Genomic DNA, 20,315 nt, shown 5'->3' with positions numbered 1-20,315 from the left:
TGGCTTGGTTTTGTGGGCTGTTTTTATTGGAGGATGGGTGATTTTCGGGTCAGGCTGCCCTTCTCGTTTATGGGGTCAGTGCTCGATCGCGACCCGCAGGTAATCTTATTGACAACCGCTCGTTCTGTTCTCTTAATGTTCCAATTTAAGGCGGGGGGATATGAACAAATATTTTGTCAAATTTGCGACTTCGCTCATTCGAATTGGGGTGAACGTAAACTGGCTTCTTGATCCGGTTCATTCTCTAAATGTAGCTCTTCGAGGATCGAGAAAATAGAAAGATGTACGTCTGCGGGTAGTTGAGCGAATTCGCCCGCCAGTATGAAGTTGAAGTCGATTCGATGAGCGCGGTACAGCCACCGCATCATGCCTAGTTGCGGGTAGTTGCGAGCCTTCTCTGCATTGTTCCATGCGGTTTGGCCGCAGCCAGCTTCGGCCGCGGCGTCTTTTTGACTGAGGCCTGTATGCATTCGGGCTGCGCGAAGCCGCAGTGCGCAAGCTTCCGGGCTATCATCGTTGATCAACGCAAGGCGTTCTTTATCGAATAAGTACATGCGCTTGGTTTATCTGAGTTACAGAAAATGTGAATTTCTGTTATCTGGGTCTTTACGATCCAGATAAGCTGGACTAACTTGCCGGCATGACCAACGTTCCGAACATATGTGATGCTATTGGGCGGCGTGAACTGGCTGAGCGCTTGGGGGTGGGGGTAACGGCAATTAGCAACGCCTCTGTTGCAGGTGTTTTTCCAGCGAGATGGTACGTCGTCATAAAGGCAGTCTGCGATGAAGCGAATCTGGAATGCCCCTATGAGCTCTTTACGTTCGTTCGTAGCGATCAAAGTCGTGAGCATGCGGCATGAGGTCGGGGACCTCATTTTCGCATAGCCGATGGATGCGCGCTCATAACGGGTGCCGCCTAATGCCGCGTCTCCCTCTACCCTTTTGTCAAAATACCCTGCCATGCACTGAACCTGCTTTGGCCAGTGCATCAAGACCATGGAAACAAACATGAAGATTTCCAGCCAAGCCCTATCCGATAAGATCGACGCCGCACTTCGTCTTCGGGTCGGCCACGGCAAGACCTACTCGTTTGAAGCCTTGGAAGAGGTCACGGGAATCAAGGCTCGGACCCTCCGCAGCTATGAAGAGGGGGTGACGCCGACCGCCGCTGGCCTGATGTCGCTCTTCGCCGCACTGGGGCCCGGGTTCACTTCCGACATTCTGGGCATGGTGGGGCAATCAGCCCGAAAGGGTGAGGGCTGCCAGCCTGAGCATATGCCAACACTCTGCGCTGCGACTGCGTTCTCATCGCTTCTGGCGGAAGCGCTGACTGACGGTCACGTCGATCATCGGGAAGCTGCCGTGCTGCGGCCTATCGCAGTTGAGTTGATGGAGTTGCTGACCCCTATCGCAAATGGGAAGCCGTCTGTTGTGCGGACTGGCGGTGGGGCGTGATCAATTCAGCGGTCTCGGTTGTTCGATTTCGTCATCCGCAGGCTTCGGAGGGACATCGTTGCGATTCCCCTCCGTCGAGCCGCGGTTCCGGGGTGGTGCGCAGCGTCTGGGGATGCGCGCCGCCCCATCCAGTTTGCGTGGCAGGGTGTATCATGCGCCTTTCCTCACCGATGGGGCGCGGTGCCGCGCAAAGCCCCGCCCGGCGTCGGGCCAGCCTGTAGTGCGGCGTCGGGGTCTACTCCCTGTTGAACTTAGGCGCGCGGCTGACAAAGGCTGCGCGTCTCTTTTCACGGGGCCCAATCAGGCGCTAAAGGGGTCGGCGGTTCCTCCCGGCAGCTCTTCCGGCTGCTATACCGCCGCCACAATTTTAGGTCGTCAGCTGTTGATTGTCACCGAGAACTGACCCGGCATTTTCACCGAGACTTGACCCACCCAGTTGTTATGTTCTTTGCGTTATGATGGCGTCAATGCCGCTTTTTCCTTTCGTTTCTGTTTGGCTGTCGCGGAGCTGGCCTTGAACCGGTAGCTGTCATTGCCGGTCTCGAGAATGTGGCAACGATGTGTGAGGCGGTCGAGGAGCGCGGTGGTCATCTTTGCATCACCGAACACGCTGGCCCATTCGCTAAAGCTCAGGTTGGTTGTGATGACGACGCTGGTGCGCTCGTAGAGTTTGCTTAGAAGGTGGAACAGCAACGCGCCACCCGTAGCGCTGAACGGCAGGTATCCCAGCTCATCCAAGACCACTAAATCGGCTTTCACCAGCACCTCGGCGATCTTTCCTGCCTTGCCTTGGGCCTTTTCCTGCTCCAACGCATTGACCAACTCGACCGTGGAGAAGAAGCGCACACGCTTGCGATGATGCTCGATTGCTTGAATGCCGAGGGCGGTAGCGACATGCGATTTTCCCGTTCCAGGGCCTCCGATCAGCACTACATTCTCAGCCGCGTCCATGAACTCGCATCGGTGAAGTTGGCGGACCAAAGCTTCACGGACTTCGCTGGCGCCAAAGTCGAAGCCAGAGATGTCTTTGTATGCCGGAAAGCGTGCTGCCTTCATGTGGTAGGCAATGGAACGCACCTCACGTTCAGCAATCTCGGCCTTTAGCAGCTGCGACAATATGGGGATCGCGGCATCGAAAGCGGGCGATCCCTGCTCATGCAGGTCCTGCACGGCCTGAGCCATGCCTGGCATCTTCAGGCTACGCATCATGATGACGATGGCAGCACCGGCGGGATCATGACGCATGACGTGTTCCTCCCGTGGTGCGTAGCCCGTCATATCGTGCGACATTGGCCTCGGGCTCCTTATTCAAAGAAAGGGCCGCAGGCGGGGTCACATCGGGCTGGTCTATCGGTGCGCCATCCACCAGCCTGTGAAGTAGGTTCAAGACATGGGTTTTTGTTGGTACGCCCGCCTCCAGCGCCATTTCTACTGCGCAAAGCACGGCCTGTTCGTCATGGTGGAGGACCAAGGATAGGACGTCGATCATCTCGCGGTCACCACCTGGCCTACGCAACATATGATCCTGCAGCTTCCGGAACCCTTCTGGCATCTCAACGAAGGGCGCCCCGTTGCGCAGCGCGCCGGGTTTGCGTTGAACCACCGCCAGATAATGGTGCCAGTCATAAATAACGCGCCCTGGCTGACGGTGTGAGCGTTCAATAATGCGCTCATGCGTGCAGACCACATGGCCTTCGGCGACGATGACCAGCCGTTCAGGATAGATGCGGAGACTGACAGGGCGGTTCGCAAAGCTGGCAGGCACTGAGTAGCGATTACGGTCGAATGCTATCAGACAAGTGGGGGATACCCGCTTGCTCTGCTCGACAAAGCCGTCAAACATTGTGGGCAGTGGCATCAGCGCGGCCTTCTCGGCGTCCCAGATATCCGCAATATTGCCAGGCAATCTGCCATGCGGTGTCTCGGCCCAGAGAAGCTTGCAGCGCTCCTCCAGCCATTCATTCAGCGCATTGAGGTCCGGAAAGGCGGGCATGAGTTGCCAAAGCCGATGGCGGGCGTCGCGCACATTCTTCTCAACCTGACCTTTCTCCCACCCTGCCGCAGGATTGCAGAACTCAGGGTCAAAGACATAATGGCTGGTCATCGCAAGGAACCGTGCGTTTACATCGCGCTTCTTGCCGACACCAATCCGGTCAACGGCTGTCTTCATGTTGTCATAGACGCCACGCCCCGGAACACCCTCAAACACCCGAAAGCCATGCCAGTGGGCATCAAACAGCATCTCATGCGTTTGCAGTAGATAGGCCCGCACCAGAAATGCGCGGCTGTGCGACAGCTTGATATGAGCGACCTGAAGCTTGAGGCGCTCGCCGCCGACATAGGCCCAGTCCTCGCTCCAATCGAATTGGAACGCCTCGCCCGGCTGAAAGACCAAGGGCACGAAAACACCCCGGTCAGTCGTATGTTGAGCACGCTGGCGTTCGCCCTTCCAGTTCCGCACGAAGGCCGCGACACGCTCATATGAACCATCAAAGCCGAGCTGAACCAGATCTGCATGCATCTGTTTGGCCGTTCGCCGTTCCTTGCGTGATTTACGCTGCTCAGACAGCAACCAGCCTGTCAGCTTCTCAGCATAAGGGTCTAACTTGCTCGGTCGGTCCAAAATTTGGAACTCGGGCTCAACTATCCCTGTCCGCAGATACTTCTTGATCGTGTTGCGAGACACCCCTGTCCGGCGCGCAATCTCGCGGATGGGCATCTTGTCTCGCAGAGCCCATTTCCGAATAATCCTCAGAAATCCCATGTCTAACACTCCAATAGCTCCCAGCTGATTCAAGCAGGGGCAAGGTTACACATGGGTCAATTCTCAATGACAATTTCTGCAGTTGCCGGGTCAGTTCTCGGTGACAATCAACACCTTCTCGGCCTCGCGTGCCTTATTGGGGGTCCAGCGGTCGGTGATGGTCATGGTCGCAAGGATCACGCCCTCTTGGTCGCGCAGGGCGATGTCCTGACCCAGTTCCAGCTTTTCGGCAAAGGCTTCGCTGACGTCGAGGTTGATCGGCATGGGCCAGAGGCTGCCATCGGCCAGCCGCATGTTCTCGACCACGCCGTCATAGTCTTCCTCAGACAGGAAGCCTTTGAGCGGGTTGAAACCGCCGTTCATCAAAAGCTCCAGATCGCAGATCTGACGCGGGGTGAGATCAAGGCTCACCAGATTGCCGGCTTCGATCTTCAGTTTCTGTGAAGACTCGTAAGAGACATAGAGTTCGGGGATCGGCGCAAGGTTGCTGGGCATCATAACTATCACTTTTTCTAAACTTGGCAGGTGCTTTGAATGGGGCCGCCATAGCTGCAATGCGCGTGATATGTCTATAGATTTAGTGCTCTGAGCCTGAAACTTCCTACCTGTTGCCCATTCAAATTCCCGAAAGTTAGGGGGCGAGATCACAATTTTTCCACCTCACGCCAGCGCCCAAATCGCGCTCCCGCAACTGGACTATCCAATAGATTTAGTCCTCTGACGCCCTGCAGGGCGTACTCTCACTTGCGTTGGAATGGGCAATTCCTCCCGCCCATCGTGGTCTACCCCTCACGCCTTCCCGCACCAACGTCACACGGGCCGTCCCCATCCGACATTCCGCTTCTACCGCAAAACAGCGCGCGCCCCATACGCGAGTTGCCCAAAATTTCACAGTTCGGCTGCCAACTGCCCAATCATACAGCACCCTTTCTGCGGTGCAGAAATTTCCCCGCGGTCGGGGCTTGCTGGCTCGGTCCTCTGAACTGAGGCTGTAGAGGCTCCGCTACGGGGCGTCGCGAACGGAGCTGTCCGGCAAGGGGGCCATCCGCGCGTAACTATAATAAACGCTGTGTGGAAAAGCATTTGGCCTTTGGCATGCTTGCGTCTCCGCTCTTCCGCACACCAAACGGGGATACCGTAATGAGACTTTCCACCAAACGCACACTTACTGCGACCGCTGCCCTATTGATCGCAGGTTCAGCCGCCAGCGCGGAATGCGAGGACCCGATCAAGGTTGGCGTGCTGCACTCTCTGTCCGGCACGATGGCCATTTCCGAGACGACGTTGAAAGACACGATGGAGCTTCTGATCACGCAACAAAACGCTGCGGGCGGTCTGTTGGATTGCGAAATCGAAGCCGTTGTCGTGGATCCCGCCTCGGACTGGCCTTTGTTCGCCGAAAAGGCGCGTGAGCTTCTGACCGTGTCCGAGGTGGATGTCATCTTCGGCTCTTGGACATCTGTTTCGCGCAAATCCGCATTGCCTGTTCTGGAAGAGTTGAACGGCCTGATGTTCTACCCGGTTCAGTATGAGGGCGAGGAAAGCTCGCGCAACGTGTTCTATACGGGCGCGGCCCCGAATCAGCAGGCGATCCCTGCGACCGATTATTTCCTGGAGGAACTGGGCGTCGAGAAATTTGCTCTGCTCGGCACGGACTATGTCTATCCCAGAACCACCAACAATATCCTTGAACAGTACCTTTTGGACAAGGGCATCCCCAAGGAAAACATCTTCGTTAACTATACACCCTTCGGGCATTCGGACTGGTCCACCATTGTGGCGGATGTGGTCGAACTGGGGGCGGATGGCTCTCAGGTGGGCGTGATCTCGACCATCAACGGCGACGCGAATATCGGCTTTTACAAGGAGTTGGCGGCTGCCGGTATCTCGGCTGACGACATTCCGGTCGTGGCATTCTCGGTCGGGGAAGAAGAGCTTTCGGGCCTCGATACCGCTGATCTTGTCGGCCACCTCGCGGCGTGGAACTACTTTCAATCCGCAGAATCCGACGCGAACGATGAGTGGGTCGCCGCTTGGAAAGAGGCGATGGGCGAAGACCGCGTGACCAACGACCCGATGGAAGCCCATTACATCGGTTTCAACATGTGGGTGAACGCGGTCACCGAAGCAGGCACCACGGATGTAGATGCGGTGCGTGCGGCGATGTATGGGCAGGAATTCCCGAACCTCACCGGCGGGACGGCTGTCATGCTGCCCAATCACCACCTCGCCAAGCCGGTCTTGATCGGTGAAATCACCTCTGACGGCCAGTTCGACATCATCAGCCAGACCGAAGAAGTGCCCGGCGATGCATGGACGGACTTCTTGCCTGAATCCGCTGTTCTGGTCTCCGATTGGAAAGAGCTTGAGTGCGGCATGTACAATACCGAAACCAAGACCTGCGTCCAGTTGACCTCGAATTACTAACGCCAACAGTCGGGCGCGTCCTCAGCCGCGCCCGACACTCTTTCTAAACACTCTTTCCGTCCGAAAGCCCCATATCTCATGGTTCGAATACTGCTCAGCCTGATGTGCTTGCTGACATCCGTCAGTCTTGCTTCAGCCCAGGAACTTCAGTCTGTATTGCAGACCCACGCCGAAGAGGTGGCCAAGCCATCGCGCAAATCGGTCGGCGTTTTGCTGGACGATCTGGTGGCATCGGGCCTGCCGCAGGTTCCTGTTTTTCTTGAGCAATGGGCCGAGCGGAGCGTCTGGCAAGACGATGCAACGGGCCTGTTCTACTTTGCGAAGGAAGCCGGCGATACACTCGCGCTGCGCGACGTTGATACGGGCGAAGAGACAGCGGCTTCTTCGGACAGTTTCAGCCAGCTGCGCCCCAACGGCGGTGTGCGGCGTGTCATCGGCACGGCATTGGTGCAGTTCCAACTGTCTGATCCCGACCCCGAACGCCGCAGCGCCGCCCTTGAAAGCATCGCGCGACGCAGTGATGCCAGCCAGCTTGACCCGCTCTTGGCCTCGCTCGAAGGAGAGAATGATCCCATCCTGCGCGCCCGCAAAGAGCAACTGAGCAATTTCTTGACCGCGCGCTTCGGAGCGGCCCCCGAGGCGCGCAATCGTGCGATCGAAAGTCTGTCTTCCGATACCTCTCTCGAAGCCCGCGCGGTGCTGAACCAAATTCTATCTGTAAGGACAGGCGTTGCGGCAGAGCAGCCCGAGGGTAACATCGCCCGCATTCTTGACCCCATGGCGGACCCTTCGGCAAGCTATGAGACGCTGGTCGAAGCTGATCTTGCCCCTGCAATCGTGCCGCCCGGTGATATTCGCGCCGCCCTTGAAGCCAATATCGTCGATGGCCGCGTCGGCGGCATCTCTTTGGCGCAATTGGACGACCCGGACAGGCGGATGGATGCGTATCGCGCGCTTGCCGAGGCGGGGACCGTCCCGCCGTTGGTAACGCCGGATGATATCGTCACCGCCCTGCAGAATGCCGTCTTCTATGAACGCTACGAAGAGGATGACAGGGCGATCACCGACGCTGCCCGCACCACGCTTGACGCGGTTGAGACGCAGGTCGGCTGGGCGCAGACCTTTGATTTGACGTTGGACGGTTTGTCGCTGGCCTCGATTTATTTCCTCGCAGCGATTGGGCTGGCGATCACCTTTGGGCAGATGGGGGTCATCAACATGGCCCATGGCGAGTTTATCATGATGGGCGCCTATACGGGCTATGTCGTGCAACTCATCGTCCCTGACTACACGGTCTCGCTGCTCATCGCGCTGCCGCTAGCCTTTGCCGTTACCTTTGGGGCGGGTGTCGCAATGGAGCGGCTGGTGATCCGGCATCTCTACCATCGCCCGCTTGAAACCTTGTTGGCGACCTTCGGCATCTCAATCGCCTTGCAGCAAATCGCTAAGAATATCTTTGGCACGCAGGCCCGTCCGTTGACCTCGCCTGAGTGGCTTCGGGGCGCGCTCGTGATCTCGGATGTGGTTCAAATCAGTTACATCCGCATTGCCATATTCGTGCTGGCGCTGATCTTTCTATTTTTGCTGCTGTATATCCTCAAGCGCACGCGCCTTGGTTTGGAGGTGCGCGCGGTGACGCAAAACCCGGGCATGGCGGCTTCAATGGGCATCAACCCTGACCGCATCAATATGATGACCTTTGGGCTGGGGTCGGGAATCGCAGGGGTCGCGGGCGTCGGCATCGGCCTTTATGCGCAGGTCACCTCTGAAATGGGCGCGAACTATATCGTGCAAAGCTTCATGACCGTCGTAGTGGGCGGTGTTGGATCGGTATTCGGCACGCTGGCCGGAGCGGGGCTGATTGGCTTCCTGCAAAAGGGGATCGAGTGGTTGAACCCGTCCAACACACTGGCGGCACAGACCTACATGATCCTTTTCATCATCCTGTTCATTCAATTCCGGCCCAAGGGCATCGTCGCCCCCAAAGGCCGGGCAGCGGCGGATTGAGCCATGACCCAGACGCACAGCCAACGACGGTCTTTCATCGGCCGCAATCCTTCGGTTCTCTACTTCCTTGGCGCACTGGGTCTCTTTACAGTCCTTGTGACGGTGATGTCCGAAGCCGCCGGTACCGGTCTTGTCTCAACCTCCTTCGTCAAGACATTGGGCAAAGCCCTGTGTCTTTGCCTCGTGGCCATCGCGATGGATGTCGTTTGGGGGTATTGCGGCATCCTTAGCCTCGGTCATTTCGCCTTTTTCGGGGTCGGCGGCTACGCCATCGGGATGTGGCTCATGTATGCGCGGACGGAAAACATCGTCGCGGAAAGCCTCGCAGGTCAGGTCATCCCGCCAACCCCGCAAGAGATTTCAGACGCCATCGGAAACCAGATTTTCGGTGTCGTCGGCTCATCGGAATTCCCATTGATCTGGGCCTTCGCGGACAACCTTTTTATCCAATTGGCCTTCGTCGTGCTGATCCCCGGCGCCCTTGCGCTGGTCTTTGGCTGGCTCGCATTCCGCAGCCGCGTCAACGGCGTTTACCTGTCGATCCTGACCCAAGCCATGACACTGGCGCTCGCGCTCTACCTGTTTCAGAACGACAGCGGTTTGCGTGGCAACAACGGTCTGTCGGGCCTGCAAAACATCCCCGGCTTCGCCGAAAGCGGCCAAGACGTGGTCTCCATCGTCTTTTTCCTCGCCTCTGCCTTGGCGCTTGCTCTGGGCTATCTGTTTTTCGCATGGATCACCGACAGCAAGCTGGGCAATGTCATCCAAGCCATCCGTGACGATGAATCGCGCGTTCGTTTTCTGGGCTACCATGTAGAGAGCTATAAACTCTTCGTTTTCACCATCACCGCCATCGTCGCAGGCATCGCCGGTGCGCTTTATTACCCGCAAGCGGGCATCATCAACCCGGCTGAAATCGCCCCCATCGCGTCGATCTATCTCGCGGTATGGGTCGCCATCGGCGGACGTGGCCGGCTCTACGGTGCGGTGATCGGTGCGGCAGTGGTCTCACTTTTGTCCAGTTGGTTTACGGGCGGCGGCGCGCCCAGCATCAATCTGGGGGTCTATACGATCCACTGGGTCGATTGGTGGCTGGTGCTGCTTGGCCTGAGCTTTGTACTTATCACGCTGTTTGCCCCCAAGGGCATCGGCGGCCTCTTTGACAAACTGGTGCGCAAGTCATGAGTTCTCTTTTGGAAATGTCCGGAATTTCGAAATCTTTTGACGGGTTTCAGGCGATCAAGAACCTTAGTCTACAGATCGGTGAACCGGAATTGCGCGCGGTGATCGGCCCCAATGGCGCGGGCAAGACGACCTTTATGGACATCATCACCGGCAAGACAAAGCCGGATGAAGGCTATATTCTGTTTGGTGATGACAGCCGCTCTCTTATTGGCATGTCGGAAAGCCAGATCGCGATGCTTGGGATTGGGCGCAAGTTTCAAAAGCCGACAGTGTTTGAGGCGCAAACCGTGCGCGAAAACCTTGCCATGGCGCTAAAGAACCCGCGTGGTACATTCTCGGTGCTGTTCCACCGCAAGACCTCGGAAGGGGCGGCGCGGCTTGAAAAGATCGCCGATGAGATCAACCTGACCGCCCATCTCTCCCGCCCCGCCGGAGAGTTAAGCCACGGGCAAAAGCAATGGCTGGAGATCGGGATGCTGCTTGCGCAATCGCCCCGCTTGCTGCTGGTGGATGAGCCCGCCGCAGGCATGACGGCGCATGAACGCGAACACACCACAGACATCCTGAAAAAGGCCGCCGAGACCCGCGCCGTTATCGTGGTGGAACACGACATGGAGTTTGTGCGGCGGCTGAATTGCAAGGTGACCGTGTTGCACGAAGGATCGGTGCTGGCCGAAGGGTCGCTGGATCATGTCACCAGCAACCAGACTGTTATTGACGTTTATTTGGGGCGCAGCGATGCTGGAGATTGAGAACCTAAACCTGAAATACGGGCAATCTCAGATACTTCATGAGGTCACGTTGAACGCGCCCGTGGGGCAGGTGACCTGTGTGACGGGCACCAATGGGGTCGGCAAAACCAGCTTGCTGAAAGCCATCGCCGGGCGGCATCCTTTTTCGGGCGGGCGGATCAGCCTTGATGGTGAGGAATTGCAACCGGGCCGTGCGGCCCTGTCGGCCAAAGCGGGCGTCGGATATGTGCCACAGGGGCGCGAGATATTTCCGCTCATGACCGTTCAAGAGAACCTTGAAACGGGCTTTGCCTGCCTTCCCAAATCCGAGCATAAGATCCCGGATGACATTTTTGAGCTTTTTCCGGTCCTCGCTGAGATGAAGGCCCGGCGCGGGGGGACTTGTCTGGTGGGCAACAACAGCAGCTTTCCATCGCCCGGGCGCTTATTGCCCGCCCTAAGGTGCTGCTGTTGGATGAACCGACCGAAGGAATTCAGCCCAATATCATCCAGATGATTGGCCACACCATTCGCCTTCTGCGGGATCGGGGGAATTGGCCATTGTGCTGGTGGAGCAGAATTTCGAATTTGCCTACCTCAATGCCGATCATTTCCACGTCATGCAGCGCGGCAAAATCACCCAATCGATCCCAAAATCCGAAGCCCAACGCACGCAACTCTTGGACGCGCTTGCGCTATAAGTGATCGCTGTTGCCCGTCTTGCGCGCAGGCCCGGCTTGCCCGTAAGGCACAAAACCCTTCTATTATTGTGGAGCGGCGGGGCAGCAAAGTCTTGACTTCCCGACCGTCAAACGGTGTACCTGCGCGAAACCTGAAATAGCCCTAGGAAGGGACCATCATGCACGCCTATCGCAGCCATACCTGTGCCGATCTGAGCCTTGAGAACAAGGGTGACACTGTGCGCCTGTCCGGCTGGGTGCACCGGGTGCGGGACCACGGCGGTGTGCTGTTTTTGGACCTGCGCGACCATTACGGGATCACTCAGGTCATCTGCGACCCTGACAGCCCGGCCTTCGCCGAGATGGAAAAGGTCCGCGCGGAATGGTGCGTGCGCATTGATGGCACCGTAAAGGCGCGGGACGAAAGCCTTGTGAACCCCAAGCTGCCCACCGGCGAGATTGAGGTCTATGCGCGCGACATCGAAGTGCTGGGTTCCGCCGCTGAACTGCCGCTTCAGGTCTTCGGCGAGCAGGAATACCCCGAAGAGACGCGCCTGCGCTATCGTTACCTCGACCTGCGCCGTGAGAAGATGCAAAAGAACATGGCGCTGCGTTCCGACGTTGTGACCTCCATCCGCAAGCGCATGTGGGATCAGAACTTCCGTGAGTTCCAGACGCCGATCATCACCGCGTCTTCCCCCGAAGGTGCGCGCGACTTCCTCGTGCCCAGCCGTCTGCACCCCGGCAAGTTCTACGCCCTGCCGCAGGCGCCGCAGCAGTTCAAACAGCTGCTGATGGTCTCGGGCTTTGATAAATATTTCCAGATCGCGCCCTGCTTCCGCGATGAAGACCCGCGCGCCGACCGCTCGCCCACCGATTTCTACCAGCTCGACATGGAGATGTCCTTTGTCACCCAGCAGGACGTTTTCGACACGATCCAGCCGGTGATCGCAGGCATCTTCCAAGAGTTCGGCGGCGGCAAAAAGGTCGATCAGACCTGGGAGCAGATTTCCTACAAAGACGCGGCGCTGTGGTATGGCTCTGACAAACCCGACCTGCGCAACCCGATCAAGATGCAGGTGGTCTCGGACCATTTCCGCGATTCCGGCTTCGCGATTTTCGCCAAGTTGCTGGAGCAGGACGGCACCGAAATCCGCGCGATCCCCGCGCCCAAAGGCGGCAGCCGCAAGTTCTGCGACCGCATGAACGCCTTCGCTCAAAAAGAAGGTCTGCCCGGCATGGGCTATATCTTCTGGCGCGATCAGGGCAACGGGATGGAGGCGGCTGGCCCGCTGGCCAAAAACATCGGCCCCGAGCGCACCGAGGCGATCCGCCAGCAGTTGGATCTGGGTGTCGGCGACGCGGCCTTCTTCCTCGGTGGCAAGCCGAAGTCGTTTGAAGCAGTCGCAGGCCGCGCGCGGAACGTGATCGGCGAGGAGTTGAACCTCACCGACAAAGAACGTTTCGCCTTTGCATGGATCGTGGATTTCCCGATTTACGAGCGTGACGAAGAGACCGGCAAGATCGACTTCGAGCACAACCCCTTCTCCATGCCGCAGGGCGGGATGGAAGCGCTGCAAGGCGATCCGCTCAAAGTGCTGGGCTACCAGTATGATCTGGCCTGCAACGGCTATGAGCTGGTCTCGGGTGCGATCCGAAACCACAAGCCCGAGATCATGTTCAAGGCGTTTGAGATCGCAGGCTATGGCGAAGACGAGGTGCGCAAGCGCTTTGGCGGCATGGTCAACGCATTCCAATACGGCGCCCCGCCCCACGGTGGTTGTGCCGCCGGTATTGACCGGATCGTCATGCTGCTGGCCGAAGAGCAGAACATCCGCGAAGTCATCCTCTTCCCGATGAACCAGCGTGCCGAAGACCTGATGATGAACGCGCCTTCTGAACCCACCAGCGATCAGCTGATGGAACTGGGTCTGCGGGTCATCCCGCAGGAGTGATCCTGTCTGAATGAAGCGTCATCCCCGGCTTAGTCGGGGGTGATATTGCCCGGTAGGATGCCCAGCACCAGAACCGGGCAGCCGCCGCTGCGCCCGGCGGCGATGCGGCTGATAAGTTTATGGGTGCCGGTGGTGCTGGCCCCGAACTTCGCGCTTACGGTCTTGTCGGTCTCATTGCCGAATTTATCCAAGCAATTGCCGAGTGATTTGAAAAAACCGTTCGATAGTTCGCGCGTCACGATGACGCCAACGTCGATCACCCCCGCTTCAAAAAAGCTGCGAAAGGCATAGAGGTCACGGTCGTAGGTCTGGTCTTTGCTGTTCCACTCATAGTCGAAAGCAACGCGGCTGCGCCAAAAGTCGACCATATGGTTGTGGATGAAGTCCTCGCGGATGATGCGGTCGACCTCGGGGGCACTGTCGCCCTTGCCAGCGGTAAGTTGCACCAACAGATCGGCTTTGATGCGCACCTCTTCGTGGAAATTCTCGGCCGCCGCATATTGCGCGAAACGGGTGGTGGCCGACATGCGGTTGCCCCCGGCGCGCGGATTTCATTGCGGCTGATCGTGAACTGCCGCAGCACGCGGATGATCGCGGCCAGTTCTTCGGGCGCGCGCTGTTGTAGCACGGCGGCGGCGCTGCGGTAGCTGGTGACGGAGTAGCGATCGCGCAGATCGACGGGCAGCAGGTCTTCGACGAGCCTTTCATCGTCAAAAACCGCGTCGTCGATGCGCCGCGCCAGATTACTCAGCCGCGACACTGGAATTGTAGCTGTAGGTCTTCCAATCGGGCTTGTAATCCGCCTCGGCCTGATTGCCCCAAACGGTCCAGCCCTCGCGGACACCGCGCCCGAACAGTTCGAGGTAGGGGCCCCAAGAGCAGCTTTCGATCAGGTCATATTGCTCATCCGGCTTGCGCGAATGCTCCCGCTTGCGGGTCTGCATCATGTTCACCTGACGCCGCCCGGCATCCAAGGTGCGCACGTTCTTGCCGCGCACGCCGAACAGCAAAATTTCGGTCACATTGCGGAAATAAAAACCCACGCCGCGCCCGTCACTGCCGCCATCTTTGCGGATTTTGTGCCAGATGATGTTTGATTTATATTCAAATCCCCAGGCCTTGAGCACCTGCAGCCCCTCGGGCAACAGCGCGTTCGGCACCCACATGTAACAATGCGCGCGGTCTTCGAGGTGATCGGCCACGGGCAGGGCGCAGATGTTATCCACCGTCATCGTGGGATAACGGGCCAAGCGCTTATGCTCGGGCGCGACCTTGCCGGTGCGGTTGGTGAAGCGCCACGGCGGGTCCGCCATGACGCATCCAAACCGGTCTTTGCCCAGAAAGTCGCGTAGGTCTTGTGATGGATTATCGCTCATATCCAATATATTGCGTTTCCTCGGGCTTTCTTGCAACCGCTACCTGCCCAGAGGGGCTGGATATCCACAAGAACGTTAAGAGAACACGTTTATCAGGTAAGAGCGTGTCCGGTCAATCCTCAAGACTGTCTTCGCGCTTTTCCTCGATGAGCTTGGCTTCCTTTTCCTTACGCTTCAGGAACTTGTCGCCGAAGGCGTCGTTATGTTCCTCGCCGATGACCTTCTTGGCGCGGGTGAAAAGCTCGTCTTCTTCCTCGTCCATGTGATGCTCGTAGTCATGCTTGAGTTGCTTGAAACGAGTCAGCCAAGCAGAGGACGACATATCGGTTTCGCGCAGCTCTTCCATGATATCGTCAAGCTGCTGGTGTTCGTGAACCGAATGGCGCGCGTGATCTTGGCCCCATGTTTCGGACATCAGCGTGGAATAAAAGGTCTCTTCTTCGGCGGCGGCGTGGGATTTCACGTCATGGTAAAAACGGTCCCAAGCCTTGCGGCGCTCGGCGCTGTCGCCTTCGGTGTCGGCAATGGTGTTGAGCAGGGCGCGGTGTTCATCATGATCTTCTTTGATCGCGTCGTAGATAGAGGGCATGGGAAAAATCCTTTGGTGTTACCTGTGGCTAACGCCGAAGCCACCGGCAGGTTCCCGCCCTAGAAGACCGCGCCCTTCGCCGCTTGGCCGGCGACCTGTTGGAACAGCCCGCCTGTATGGGCGTGAAATGCCGCCAAAGTAACGACCACCAGCCCCAGAACATTCGCGCCCACGACGATCCAATCGACCGGCTTTGCGGGTTTGGCGCTGTCCTTGGCGTGGTGCTGGGTCATATCACCCTCCGGGGGTCGCTTGGGTTTAGCATAATGCTGCAAGCTGAATGTGGCATGAATGTGTAGCTTGGATGCCAAGACTGGGGTCTGGTGGAATTATTTCAAGTTTATTCATCTTGGCGGCCCGATAAGCGCGGTGCATAACTTTGCTATGAACAGCAGATCAGACCCGCGCCCTGTCGGGCCCACGATAGAGAATTGGGCCGAGCCCCAACGGCCCGCCGGTGAGGTGCTCTCCGGGCGCCATGTCGTGTTGGAGCCGCTTTCGGCAGAGAAACACGCCGCGCTGCTCTACCCCGCCTATGTGGGGGAGGACCACGTTTGGGATTATCTGCCCTACGGGCCATTCTCTTCGGCGGCGCAGTATCACCGCTGGGTGCGCGATAGTGCAGCGCAGGTTGATCCGTATTTCATGGCAGTGAAAGACCGCGCGCGGGATCAATGGGCGGGCGTGGCAAGTTTTCTGCGGATCAAGCCCGAGGCAGGCAGTATCGAGGTGGGCCACATCAACTTCAGCCCCGCCCTACAGCGCACCCCCGCGGCGACCGAGGCGATATTCCTGATGATGCAATGGGCCTTTGAGGCGGGCTACCGACGGTTCGAGTGGAAATGCGACGCGCTCAACCGTCCGTCCCGCCGCGCCGCTCAGCGGTTGGGGTTGAGCTATGAGGGTGTCTTTCGGCAAGCGACCATCGTCAAGGGGCGCAACCGCGACACGGCTTGGTTCGCCGCGATCGACACGGAATGGCCCGCGCTGAAAGAGGCGTTCGAAGCTTGGCTGTCCCCCAGTAATTTTGACGGGCAGGGGCAACAGAAGGAACGGCTCGGCGATCTGACCCGCCTTGTTCGTGTAACGAGCGACCCGATGCTTTAAGTGGCCTGCCTGCCGGATGGGTTAAATCGCAATTTTTTCGGTCAATCGAATCTGGATCATTCCGGCTATGGTCGCGGCCTCTGAGCCCGCGGGTTGGCCGAGTGCGCGTTTATGTGCCAAAGCCCTTGCCGCCTCTTCCAGCCTAAGGTCATTCGCGGAGCGGGCAACGCCGCAGAGAAATTGCGCGACATAATCAAGCGTGGGCTCATCCGGTTCGCCGCCGAGGACGCCCGCGATATGGGCAATGTCATCTTGAAAGCCGATCGATCCGGGGAGACATCTTCATCCGGGAGGGCGCGCAGGCCCACGGGGCGACGCTCTTCGGGGAGGGTTTTCAGAATGGCCTGCTGAAAGGATGACAGTGATGTAATCGGCTTCGCGATAAACCCATCGACCCCGGCCGCGCGGGCATCAGGCTCCATATGGCTGTCGCCAGATATGGCGATGATCGTTTCCACCCGGGGCGTGCTTTGTGTGAGTTCGGCGATCAGGTCCAGACCGCTGCCGTCGGGCAGGCCAAGGTCGACCAGCGCCACGGCGGGGCGATAGACCTGTAGATGGCGCCGGGCAGAGCGCAAACTATCTGCCCGCCTGATCCGCGCGCCAGAGCGTAGACAGAGCAGGCGCATCGCCTCGCAAGCGAAACGGCTGTCTTCCACCACCAAAACGGTGAGGCCCAGCAGCGGTCGTTCCGCCGTGGGGGTGGGAGTGGTTCTTTCGAAAGGGTCGGTGTCGTCCATATTCGCCTCCAACAACTTCTGCTGCACAATCGTTACGCCGCGTTGGCTAACGACGCGTTAACGTGACGCATTGTTGTTCAGCGGACGGGCGGGCATAAAGCTGGCAAATCACGAGGAGCACCCAAGATGATCGGACGTCTTAACCATGTGGCCATCGCCGTGCCGGATCTCGATGCGGCGGCGGATCAGTATCGACACGCGCTTGGCGCCAAGGTCGGCGCGCCACAAGCCGAACCGGATCACGGGGTGACCGTGATCTTTATCGAACTGCCCAACACCAAGATCGAATTGCTGCATCCTTTGGGCGATGACAGCCCGATCAATGGCTTTCTGGAAAAGAACCCGTCGGGTGGCATCCACCATATCTGCTATGAGGTCGACGACATCATCGCGGCGCGCGATCATCTGAAATCCACCGGCGCGCGGGTGCTGGGCTCGGGCGAGCCCAAGATCGGCGCCCATGGCAAACCGGTGCTGTTCCTGCATCCCAAGGATTTCAACGGCGCGCTCGTCGAGCTTGAGGAGGTCTGAGCATGGGGATCGTTTCGGGCCTCGTGCTCTTTGCCGTCATCTGGTCGATGACATTCATGGTCGCCCTGCCGATTCGGGTGCAAACCCAAGGGGACGCAGGCGAGGTCGTGCCCGGCACCCATGCGGGCGCGCCAGCGCAGCATCATCTGGGGCGCAAGGCGCTGTGGACCACGCTGGTGGCCGCAATCATCTGGGCGATCAGCGCCACGGTCATCCTGTCGGGCTGGATCAGCGTGGCGGATATCGAAGGCTGGCTGCATCCGAATGCGGCACCAACGCATGGTACAGGTGGGTAAAGGTTGCCGCCCCTAGGATCGGGATCAGCAGGTTCAGCAGCGGCACCGACAGCGGCACCGCCATCAGAACCCCGGCCAGCCAGATCGTGCCCGCATGGCGGCGGCGCAGGCGTTTCGCCTCGTCCCGCCCATGGCGGCGCAGCGCGGCGAGGGTGAAATATTCGCGCCCCAGCAAGAACCCGTTCAGCCCCCAAAAGATGAACAGCGCCGCCGGGGCGAAGAGCAGGTATAGGATCAGCGCCAGCAGGTTTGCCCCCACCAGCACGCCCATGAAGTTGACGGTATCGCGGATCGCATCGCCGATGCCGACACGGTGCGCCGGGGGCAGATGCGGGTAGTGAACCTCTTCCACCGCATCGGCCACGTCATCTAAAAACATTGAGGTAATCGCCGAGGCGACGGGCACCATCAGAAAGACCGAGAGCACCATCAGCAGGATCAGCGCGCTCCAACTCAGCAGATCATCGAGCCAGTTGACTTCGCCCAGTACCGGAAGCCAAGCGTCTTCGGGCGTGATCCAATCCACCAGATAGGCAAAGCCCGCCGTCGCCGCGACCAGCAGCGCCAGCGACAGGCCGACGCCGAGCAGGACCACTTTGCGAAAGCGCGCATCGCCTAATTGGCCAAGCGCGCGGGTAAAGGACCGCAGGATCGCGTTTACAGCCATGTCGTGATCTCGTCGATGTCAGGGCGCGGGCGTTCCGGTGGGGCGGCGGTTTCGGTGCCGATATGGATGATCCCCGCGATACGCTCATGCGGGGCGAGGGCAAAGCCTTCCTCCATGAAGCCGCGGTCATGGGAAGGCCAACCGCTGAGCCAGTTTGCCCCCCAGCCTGCGGCAAGCGCCGCGTTGAGCAGCGCAAGGCAGACGGCCCCGGCGGAATAGGTCTGCTCCAGTGGGGGGATCTTGGGCGAAGGTTTTTGCACCTCAATGACCGCCACGGCGAGGTTGCCTTGATCGAATTGGCCGCGCCCCTTGGCGGTGTCCTCTGGCCCGAGGCCAAGGGCTGCGCCGCGTTTCTCAGCCACTTCGGCCAATCGCGCCATCGCCGCGCGGTCGATGACGACAAAACGCCACGGCTCCAGCTTGCCGTGATCCGGCGTGCGGGCGGCGGCGGTCAGAAGCGGGCGCAGCGCCTCGGCATCGGGCACCGGCAGGCCAAGCGTCTTGGCATGGCGCGAGCGGCGGTTTTGCAGAAAGGCGAGGGTGGCGGGATCAGGTGTCGGCATTGCAGTCTCTTACAGGTCCAGTTGCCGCGCCATATCGTCAATCGACTGGCGCAGGAAGGCGTCAAAGGCAGGCGAGGGTTGGCGGGCGTGCAAGGCACGGGCCATTGGGTCGGGGGCATCGATCTTGCTGCCCGCCAAAGTGGCGATCGTGGCATGGCCGCAGAAGGGGACATAGGCTTCGGAATAGCCGCCTTCGTGCACGAGGACCAGTTTGCCATCGCAGACCTTATCAGCGGTATCACGGATGCGCTTGGTCATCTCGGCAAAGGTGGCGGCGGTGGCCTGCATTCGGGCCAGTGGATCGACGATTGCCGCGTCATAGCCGCAGGCGACGATAATCATGTCGGGGGCGAAAGCCTTGATCGCCGGGATCACCACGCGGTCCATCGCGTGTAGGTAGGCGGTGTGGCCCGAGCCCGCGTGCATCGGCAGGTTGATGTTATAGCCTTCGCCAGCACCCCGCCCGCGATCTGCCAGCGCGCCCGTGTCGATGGGGTAATTCCCTTCTTGGTGCAGAGAGATCGTCAGCACGTCATCGCGGTCATAATAGATCGCCTCGGTGCCATTGCCGTGGTGCACGTCCCAATCCAGCACGACCACGCGCTTGGCCAGCCCCTTGGCCTGTGCGGCCTCGATGGCGATGGCGATATTGGCCAGCAGGCAGAACCCATTGGGGAGATCGGGCAGGCAGTGATGCCCCGGTGGGCGGCTGAGGGCATAGGCATTGTCGAGATCGCCGCATGCCACGGCGTCGACCGCGGCGATGGCCAGCCCGGCAGACAGCGCGGCCAATTCATAGCCGCCGCGGGCGAAGGGGACTGCATGGCCCAAGTCTCCGCCGCCTGCATCAGAGAGTCGCTTGAATTCATCAAGGTAGCTTTCGGGATGCACCCGTGCCAGCGCTTCGCGGCTGGCCGGGGCGGCGCTGCGGGTATCGAGTTCGGCGAACAGGCCCGTCACCTCCATGAGGTTCTTCATGCGGCGCTTGGTTTCGGGGTTTTCCGGCAGGCCGCCTGCCGCGAGGGGCTGCACCAGCCCGCCGACCGGCATGGTAAAGGCGTAGTTCCCGCCTGCGTGCCAGAAGCAGCGTTCGTCCCAGAAAAAACCTGTGGTCATCGTGTGATCCCCTTCATCCTTGCGGGGAACGTGGCGCAGGGCTGCGGGTTTGTCCATGGCAGGCAGGGCCCAGGCGGGCGGTGGTGTGTGGGGTGGGTGCGGGATTCGGTATTTGGAAAAGGAT

The 20,315-nt window shown here is 59.2% G+C and carries 19 protein-coding genes and 4 pseudogenes; 10 read left to right on the top strand and 13 right to left on the bottom strand.

Annotated features, from left to right (window positions below; genetic code table 11):
- Positions 1–194 precede the first annotated feature (194 nt).
- Positions 195–524, bottom strand: a complete 330-nt coding sequence (locus ACFQAU_RS05830; RefSeq protein WP_240791689.1) for a helix-turn-helix domain-containing protein — start codon at positions 522–524, stop codon at positions 195–197.
- The gene (locus tag ACFQAU_RS05825; RefSeq protein WP_165935633.1) at positions 521–1,012 is read right to left on the bottom strand and encodes a hypothetical protein; all 492 of its coding nucleotides are present in this window, start codon (positions 1,010–1,012) and stop codon (positions 521–523) included. The genes ACFQAU_RS05830 and ACFQAU_RS05825 overlap by 4 nt, the downstream gene beginning before the upstream one ends.
- On the opposite strand from ACFQAU_RS05825, the gene ACFQAU_RS05820 reads away from it, so the two are divergent.
- Positions 1,011–1,457, top strand: a complete 447-nt coding sequence (locus ACFQAU_RS05820) for a hypothetical protein (protein WP_132447079.1) — start codon at positions 1,011–1,013, stop codon at positions 1,455–1,457. The genes ACFQAU_RS05825 and ACFQAU_RS05820 overlap by 2 nt on opposite strands.
- Positions 1,458–1,910: 453 nt before the next feature.
- Here the strand turns inward: ACFQAU_RS05820 and istB are convergent, their stop codons facing one another.
- From istB to ACFQAU_RS05805, 3 genes and pseudogenes are all read right to left on the bottom strand, one after another.
- Positions 1,911–2,702: an IS21-like element helper ATPase IstB gene (gene istB / locus ACFQAU_RS05815; RefSeq protein WP_260011503.1), complete on the bottom strand. Its 792-nt coding sequence runs from the start codon at positions 2,700–2,702 to the stop codon at positions 1,911–1,913.
- Positions 2,692–4,221, bottom strand: a complete 1,530-nt coding sequence (gene istA / locus ACFQAU_RS05810; protein WP_132447149.1) for an IS21 family transposase — start codon at positions 4,219–4,221, stop codon at positions 2,692–2,694. The genes istB and istA overlap by 11 nt, the downstream gene beginning before the upstream one ends.
- A gap of 111 nt (positions 4,222–4,332) precedes the next feature.
- A pseudogene (locus tag ACFQAU_RS05805) lies at positions 4,333–4,719 on the bottom strand (adenylyltransferase); the annotation flags it as partial.
- Between the two features lie 642 nt (positions 4,720–5,361).
- Here ACFQAU_RS05805 and urtA point away from each other — a divergent pair.
- From urtA to aspS, 6 genes and pseudogenes are all read left to right on the top strand, one after another.
- On the top strand, positions 5,362–6,648 hold the full coding sequence (urtA, locus tag ACFQAU_RS05800; protein WP_067624380.1) for an urea ABC transporter substrate-binding protein: 1,287 nt from the start codon (positions 5,362–5,364) through the stop codon (positions 6,646–6,648).
- A 78-nt stretch (positions 6,649–6,726) separates the two neighbouring features.
- Positions 6,727–8,655: an urea ABC transporter permease subunit UrtB gene (gene urtB, locus ACFQAU_RS05795; protein WP_132444811.1), complete on the top strand. Its 1,929-nt coding sequence runs from the start codon at positions 6,727–6,729 to the stop codon at positions 8,653–8,655.
- 3 nt (positions 8,656–8,658) lie between these two features.
- Positions 8,659–9,840 carry an urea ABC transporter permease subunit UrtC gene (gene urtC / locus ACFQAU_RS05790; protein ID WP_132444809.1) on the top strand — a complete coding sequence of 394 codons (1,182 nt, stop codon included), beginning with the start codon at positions 8,659–8,661 and terminating at the stop codon, positions 9,838–9,840.
- Positions 9,837–10,592, top strand: a complete 756-nt coding sequence (urtD, locus tag ACFQAU_RS05785) for an urea ABC transporter ATP-binding protein UrtD (RefSeq protein ID WP_067623736.1) — start codon at positions 9,837–9,839, stop codon at positions 10,590–10,592. The genes urtC and urtD overlap by 4 nt, the downstream gene beginning before the upstream one ends.
- A pseudogene (gene urtE / locus ACFQAU_RS05780) lies at positions 10,579–11,272 on the top strand (urea ABC transporter ATP-binding subunit UrtE). Before urtD ends, urtE begins: the two are co-directional and overlap by 14 nt.
- Before the next feature lie 158 nt (positions 11,273–11,430).
- Positions 11,431–13,206 carry an aspartate--tRNA ligase gene (gene aspS, locus ACFQAU_RS05775; protein WP_120350126.1) on the top strand — a complete coding sequence of 592 codons (1,776 nt, stop codon included), beginning with the start codon at positions 11,431–11,433 and terminating at the stop codon, positions 13,204–13,206.
- A gap of 29 nt (positions 13,207–13,235) precedes the next feature.
- Here the strand turns inward: aspS and ACFQAU_RS05770 are convergent.
- The 4 genes and pseudogenes from ACFQAU_RS05770 to ACFQAU_RS05755 form a co-directional block, all read right to left on the bottom strand.
- A pseudogene (locus ACFQAU_RS05770) lies at positions 13,236–13,834 on the bottom strand (BglII/BstYI family type II restriction endonuclease).
- Positions 13,835–13,949: 115 nt separating this feature from the next.
- Complete coding sequence (locus tag ACFQAU_RS05765) at positions 13,950–14,582, bottom strand: MT-A70 family methyltransferase (RefSeq protein WP_132444807.1); 633 nt, start codon at positions 14,580–14,582, stop codon at positions 13,950–13,952.
- A 112-nt stretch (positions 14,583–14,694) separates the two neighbouring features.
- Positions 14,695–15,171, bottom strand: a complete 477-nt coding sequence (locus ACFQAU_RS05760) for a hemerythrin domain-containing protein (RefSeq protein WP_120350127.1) — start codon at positions 15,169–15,171, stop codon at positions 14,695–14,697.
- A gap of 59 nt (positions 15,172–15,230) precedes the next feature.
- Complete coding sequence (locus ACFQAU_RS05755) at positions 15,231–15,404, bottom strand: hypothetical protein (protein WP_165935564.1); 174 nt, start codon at positions 15,402–15,404, stop codon at positions 15,231–15,233.
- A gap of 151 nt (positions 15,405–15,555) precedes the next feature.
- Between ACFQAU_RS05755 and ACFQAU_RS05750 the strand changes: the two genes are divergently transcribed.
- Positions 15,556–16,278 (top strand): GNAT family N-acetyltransferase, encoded by a 723-nt coding sequence (locus ACFQAU_RS05750; RefSeq protein WP_120352133.1) that lies wholly within the window; start codon positions 15,556–15,558, stop codon positions 16,276–16,278.
- Between the two features lie 21 nt (positions 16,279–16,299).
- Here the strand turns inward: ACFQAU_RS05750 and ACFQAU_RS05745 are convergent.
- Positions 16,300–17,018 (bottom strand): annotated as a pseudogene (locus ACFQAU_RS05745) (response regulator).
- Between the two features lie 126 nt (positions 17,019–17,144).
- Here ACFQAU_RS05745 and mce point away from each other — a divergent pair.
- The gene (mce, locus tag ACFQAU_RS05740) at positions 17,145–17,549 is read left to right on the top strand and encodes a methylmalonyl-CoA epimerase (RefSeq protein WP_132444803.1); all 405 of its coding nucleotides are present in this window, start codon (positions 17,145–17,147) and stop codon (positions 17,547–17,549) included.
- 2 nt (positions 17,550–17,551) lie between these two features.
- Positions 17,552–17,845 (top strand): DUF1467 family protein, encoded by a 294-nt coding sequence (locus tag ACFQAU_RS05735; protein ID WP_120350130.1) that lies wholly within the window; start codon positions 17,552–17,554, stop codon positions 17,843–17,845.
- Here the strand turns inward: ACFQAU_RS05735 and ACFQAU_RS05730 are convergent.
- Genes ACFQAU_RS05730 through ACFQAU_RS05720 form a run of 3 tightly spaced genes read right to left on the bottom strand, consistent with a single transcriptional unit; the run spans position 17,778 to position 20,191 of the window.
- The gene (locus ACFQAU_RS05730) at positions 17,778–18,512 is read right to left on the bottom strand and encodes an EI24 domain-containing protein (protein ID WP_120350131.1); all 735 of its coding nucleotides are present in this window, start codon (positions 18,510–18,512) and stop codon (positions 17,778–17,780) included. The two genes, ACFQAU_RS05735 and ACFQAU_RS05730, sit on opposite strands and share 68 nt — an antisense overlap.
- Positions 18,503–19,075 (bottom strand): nitroreductase family protein, encoded by a 573-nt coding sequence (locus ACFQAU_RS05725; protein ID WP_132444801.1) that lies wholly within the window; start codon positions 19,073–19,075, stop codon positions 18,503–18,505. The genes ACFQAU_RS05730 and ACFQAU_RS05725 overlap by 10 nt, the downstream gene beginning before the upstream one ends.
- A gap of 9 nt (positions 19,076–19,084) precedes the next feature.
- On the bottom strand, positions 19,085–20,191 hold the full coding sequence (locus ACFQAU_RS05720; RefSeq protein ID WP_132444799.1) for a class II histone deacetylase: 1,107 nt from the start codon (positions 20,189–20,191) through the stop codon (positions 19,085–19,087).
- Positions 20,192–20,315: the final 124 nt, after the last annotated feature.

Source organism: Sulfitobacter profundi (assembly GCF_042661425.1).
In the GTDB taxonomy this organism is placed as follows: domain Bacteria; phylum Pseudomonadota; class Alphaproteobacteria; order Rhodobacterales; family Rhodobacteraceae; genus Sulfitobacter; species Sulfitobacter profundi.
Note: the sequence above shows the minus strand (reverse complement) of the source record. Positions and strands in the feature narration are given on the sequence as shown.

Bases quoted from the DNA above. Each gene is read 5' to 3' on its own strand.
- ACFQAU_RS05820 (WP_132447079.1), top strand. From the start codon at position 1,011: ATGAAGATTTCCAGCCAAGCCCTATCCGATAAGATCGACGCCGCACTT.
- ACFQAU_RS05825 (WP_165935633.1), bottom strand. From the start codon at position 1,012: ATGTTTGTTTCCATGGTCTTGATGCACTGGCCAAAGCAGGTTCAGTGC.
- istB (WP_260011503.1), bottom strand. From the start codon at position 2,702: ATGCGTCATGATCCCGCCGGTGCTGCCATCGTCATCATGATGCGTAGC.
- istA (WP_132447149.1), bottom strand. From the start codon at position 4,221: ATGGGATTTCTGAGGATTATTCGGAAATGGGCTCTGCGAGACAAGATG.
- urtA (WP_067624380.1), top strand. From the start codon at position 5,362: ATGAGACTTTCCACCAAACGCACACTTACTGCGACCGCTGCCCTATTG.
- urtB (WP_132444811.1), top strand. From the start codon at position 6,727: ATGGTTCGAATACTGCTCAGCCTGATGTGCTTGCTGACATCCGTCAGT.
- urtC (WP_132444809.1), top strand. From the start codon at position 8,659: ATGACCCAGACGCACAGCCAACGACGGTCTTTCATCGGCCGCAATCCT.
- urtD (WP_067623736.1), top strand. From the start codon at position 9,837: ATGAGTTCTCTTTTGGAAATGTCCGGAATTTCGAAATCTTTTGACGGG.
- aspS (WP_120350126.1), top strand. From the start codon at position 11,431: ATGCACGCCTATCGCAGCCATACCTGTGCCGATCTGAGCCTTGAGAAC.
- ACFQAU_RS05765 (WP_132444807.1), bottom strand. From the start codon at position 14,582: ATGAGCGATAATCCATCACAAGACCTACGCGACTTTCTGGGCAAAGAC.
- ACFQAU_RS05760 (WP_120350127.1), bottom strand. From the start codon at position 15,171: ATGCCCTCTATCTACGACGCGATCAAAGAAGATCATGATGAACACCGC.
- ACFQAU_RS05755 (WP_165935564.1), bottom strand. From the start codon at position 15,404: ATGACCCAGCACCACGCCAAGGACAGCGCCAAACCCGCAAAGCCGGTC.
- ACFQAU_RS05750 (WP_120352133.1), top strand. From the start codon at position 15,556: ATGAACAGCAGATCAGACCCGCGCCCTGTCGGGCCCACGATAGAGAAT.
- mce (WP_132444803.1), top strand. From the start codon at position 17,145: ATGATCGGACGTCTTAACCATGTGGCCATCGCCGTGCCGGATCTCGAT.
- ACFQAU_RS05735 (WP_120350130.1), top strand. From the start codon at position 17,552: ATGGGGATCGTTTCGGGCCTCGTGCTCTTTGCCGTCATCTGGTCGATG.
- ACFQAU_RS05730 (WP_120350131.1), bottom strand. From the start codon at position 18,512: ATGGCTGTAAACGCGATCCTGCGGTCCTTTACCCGCGCGCTTGGCCAA.
- ACFQAU_RS05725 (WP_132444801.1), bottom strand. From the start codon at position 19,075: ATGCCGACACCTGATCCCGCCACCCTCGCCTTTCTGCAAAACCGCCGC.
- ACFQAU_RS05720 (WP_132444799.1), bottom strand. From the start codon at position 20,191: ATGACCACAGGTTTTTTCTGGGACGAACGCTGCTTCTGGCACGCAGGC.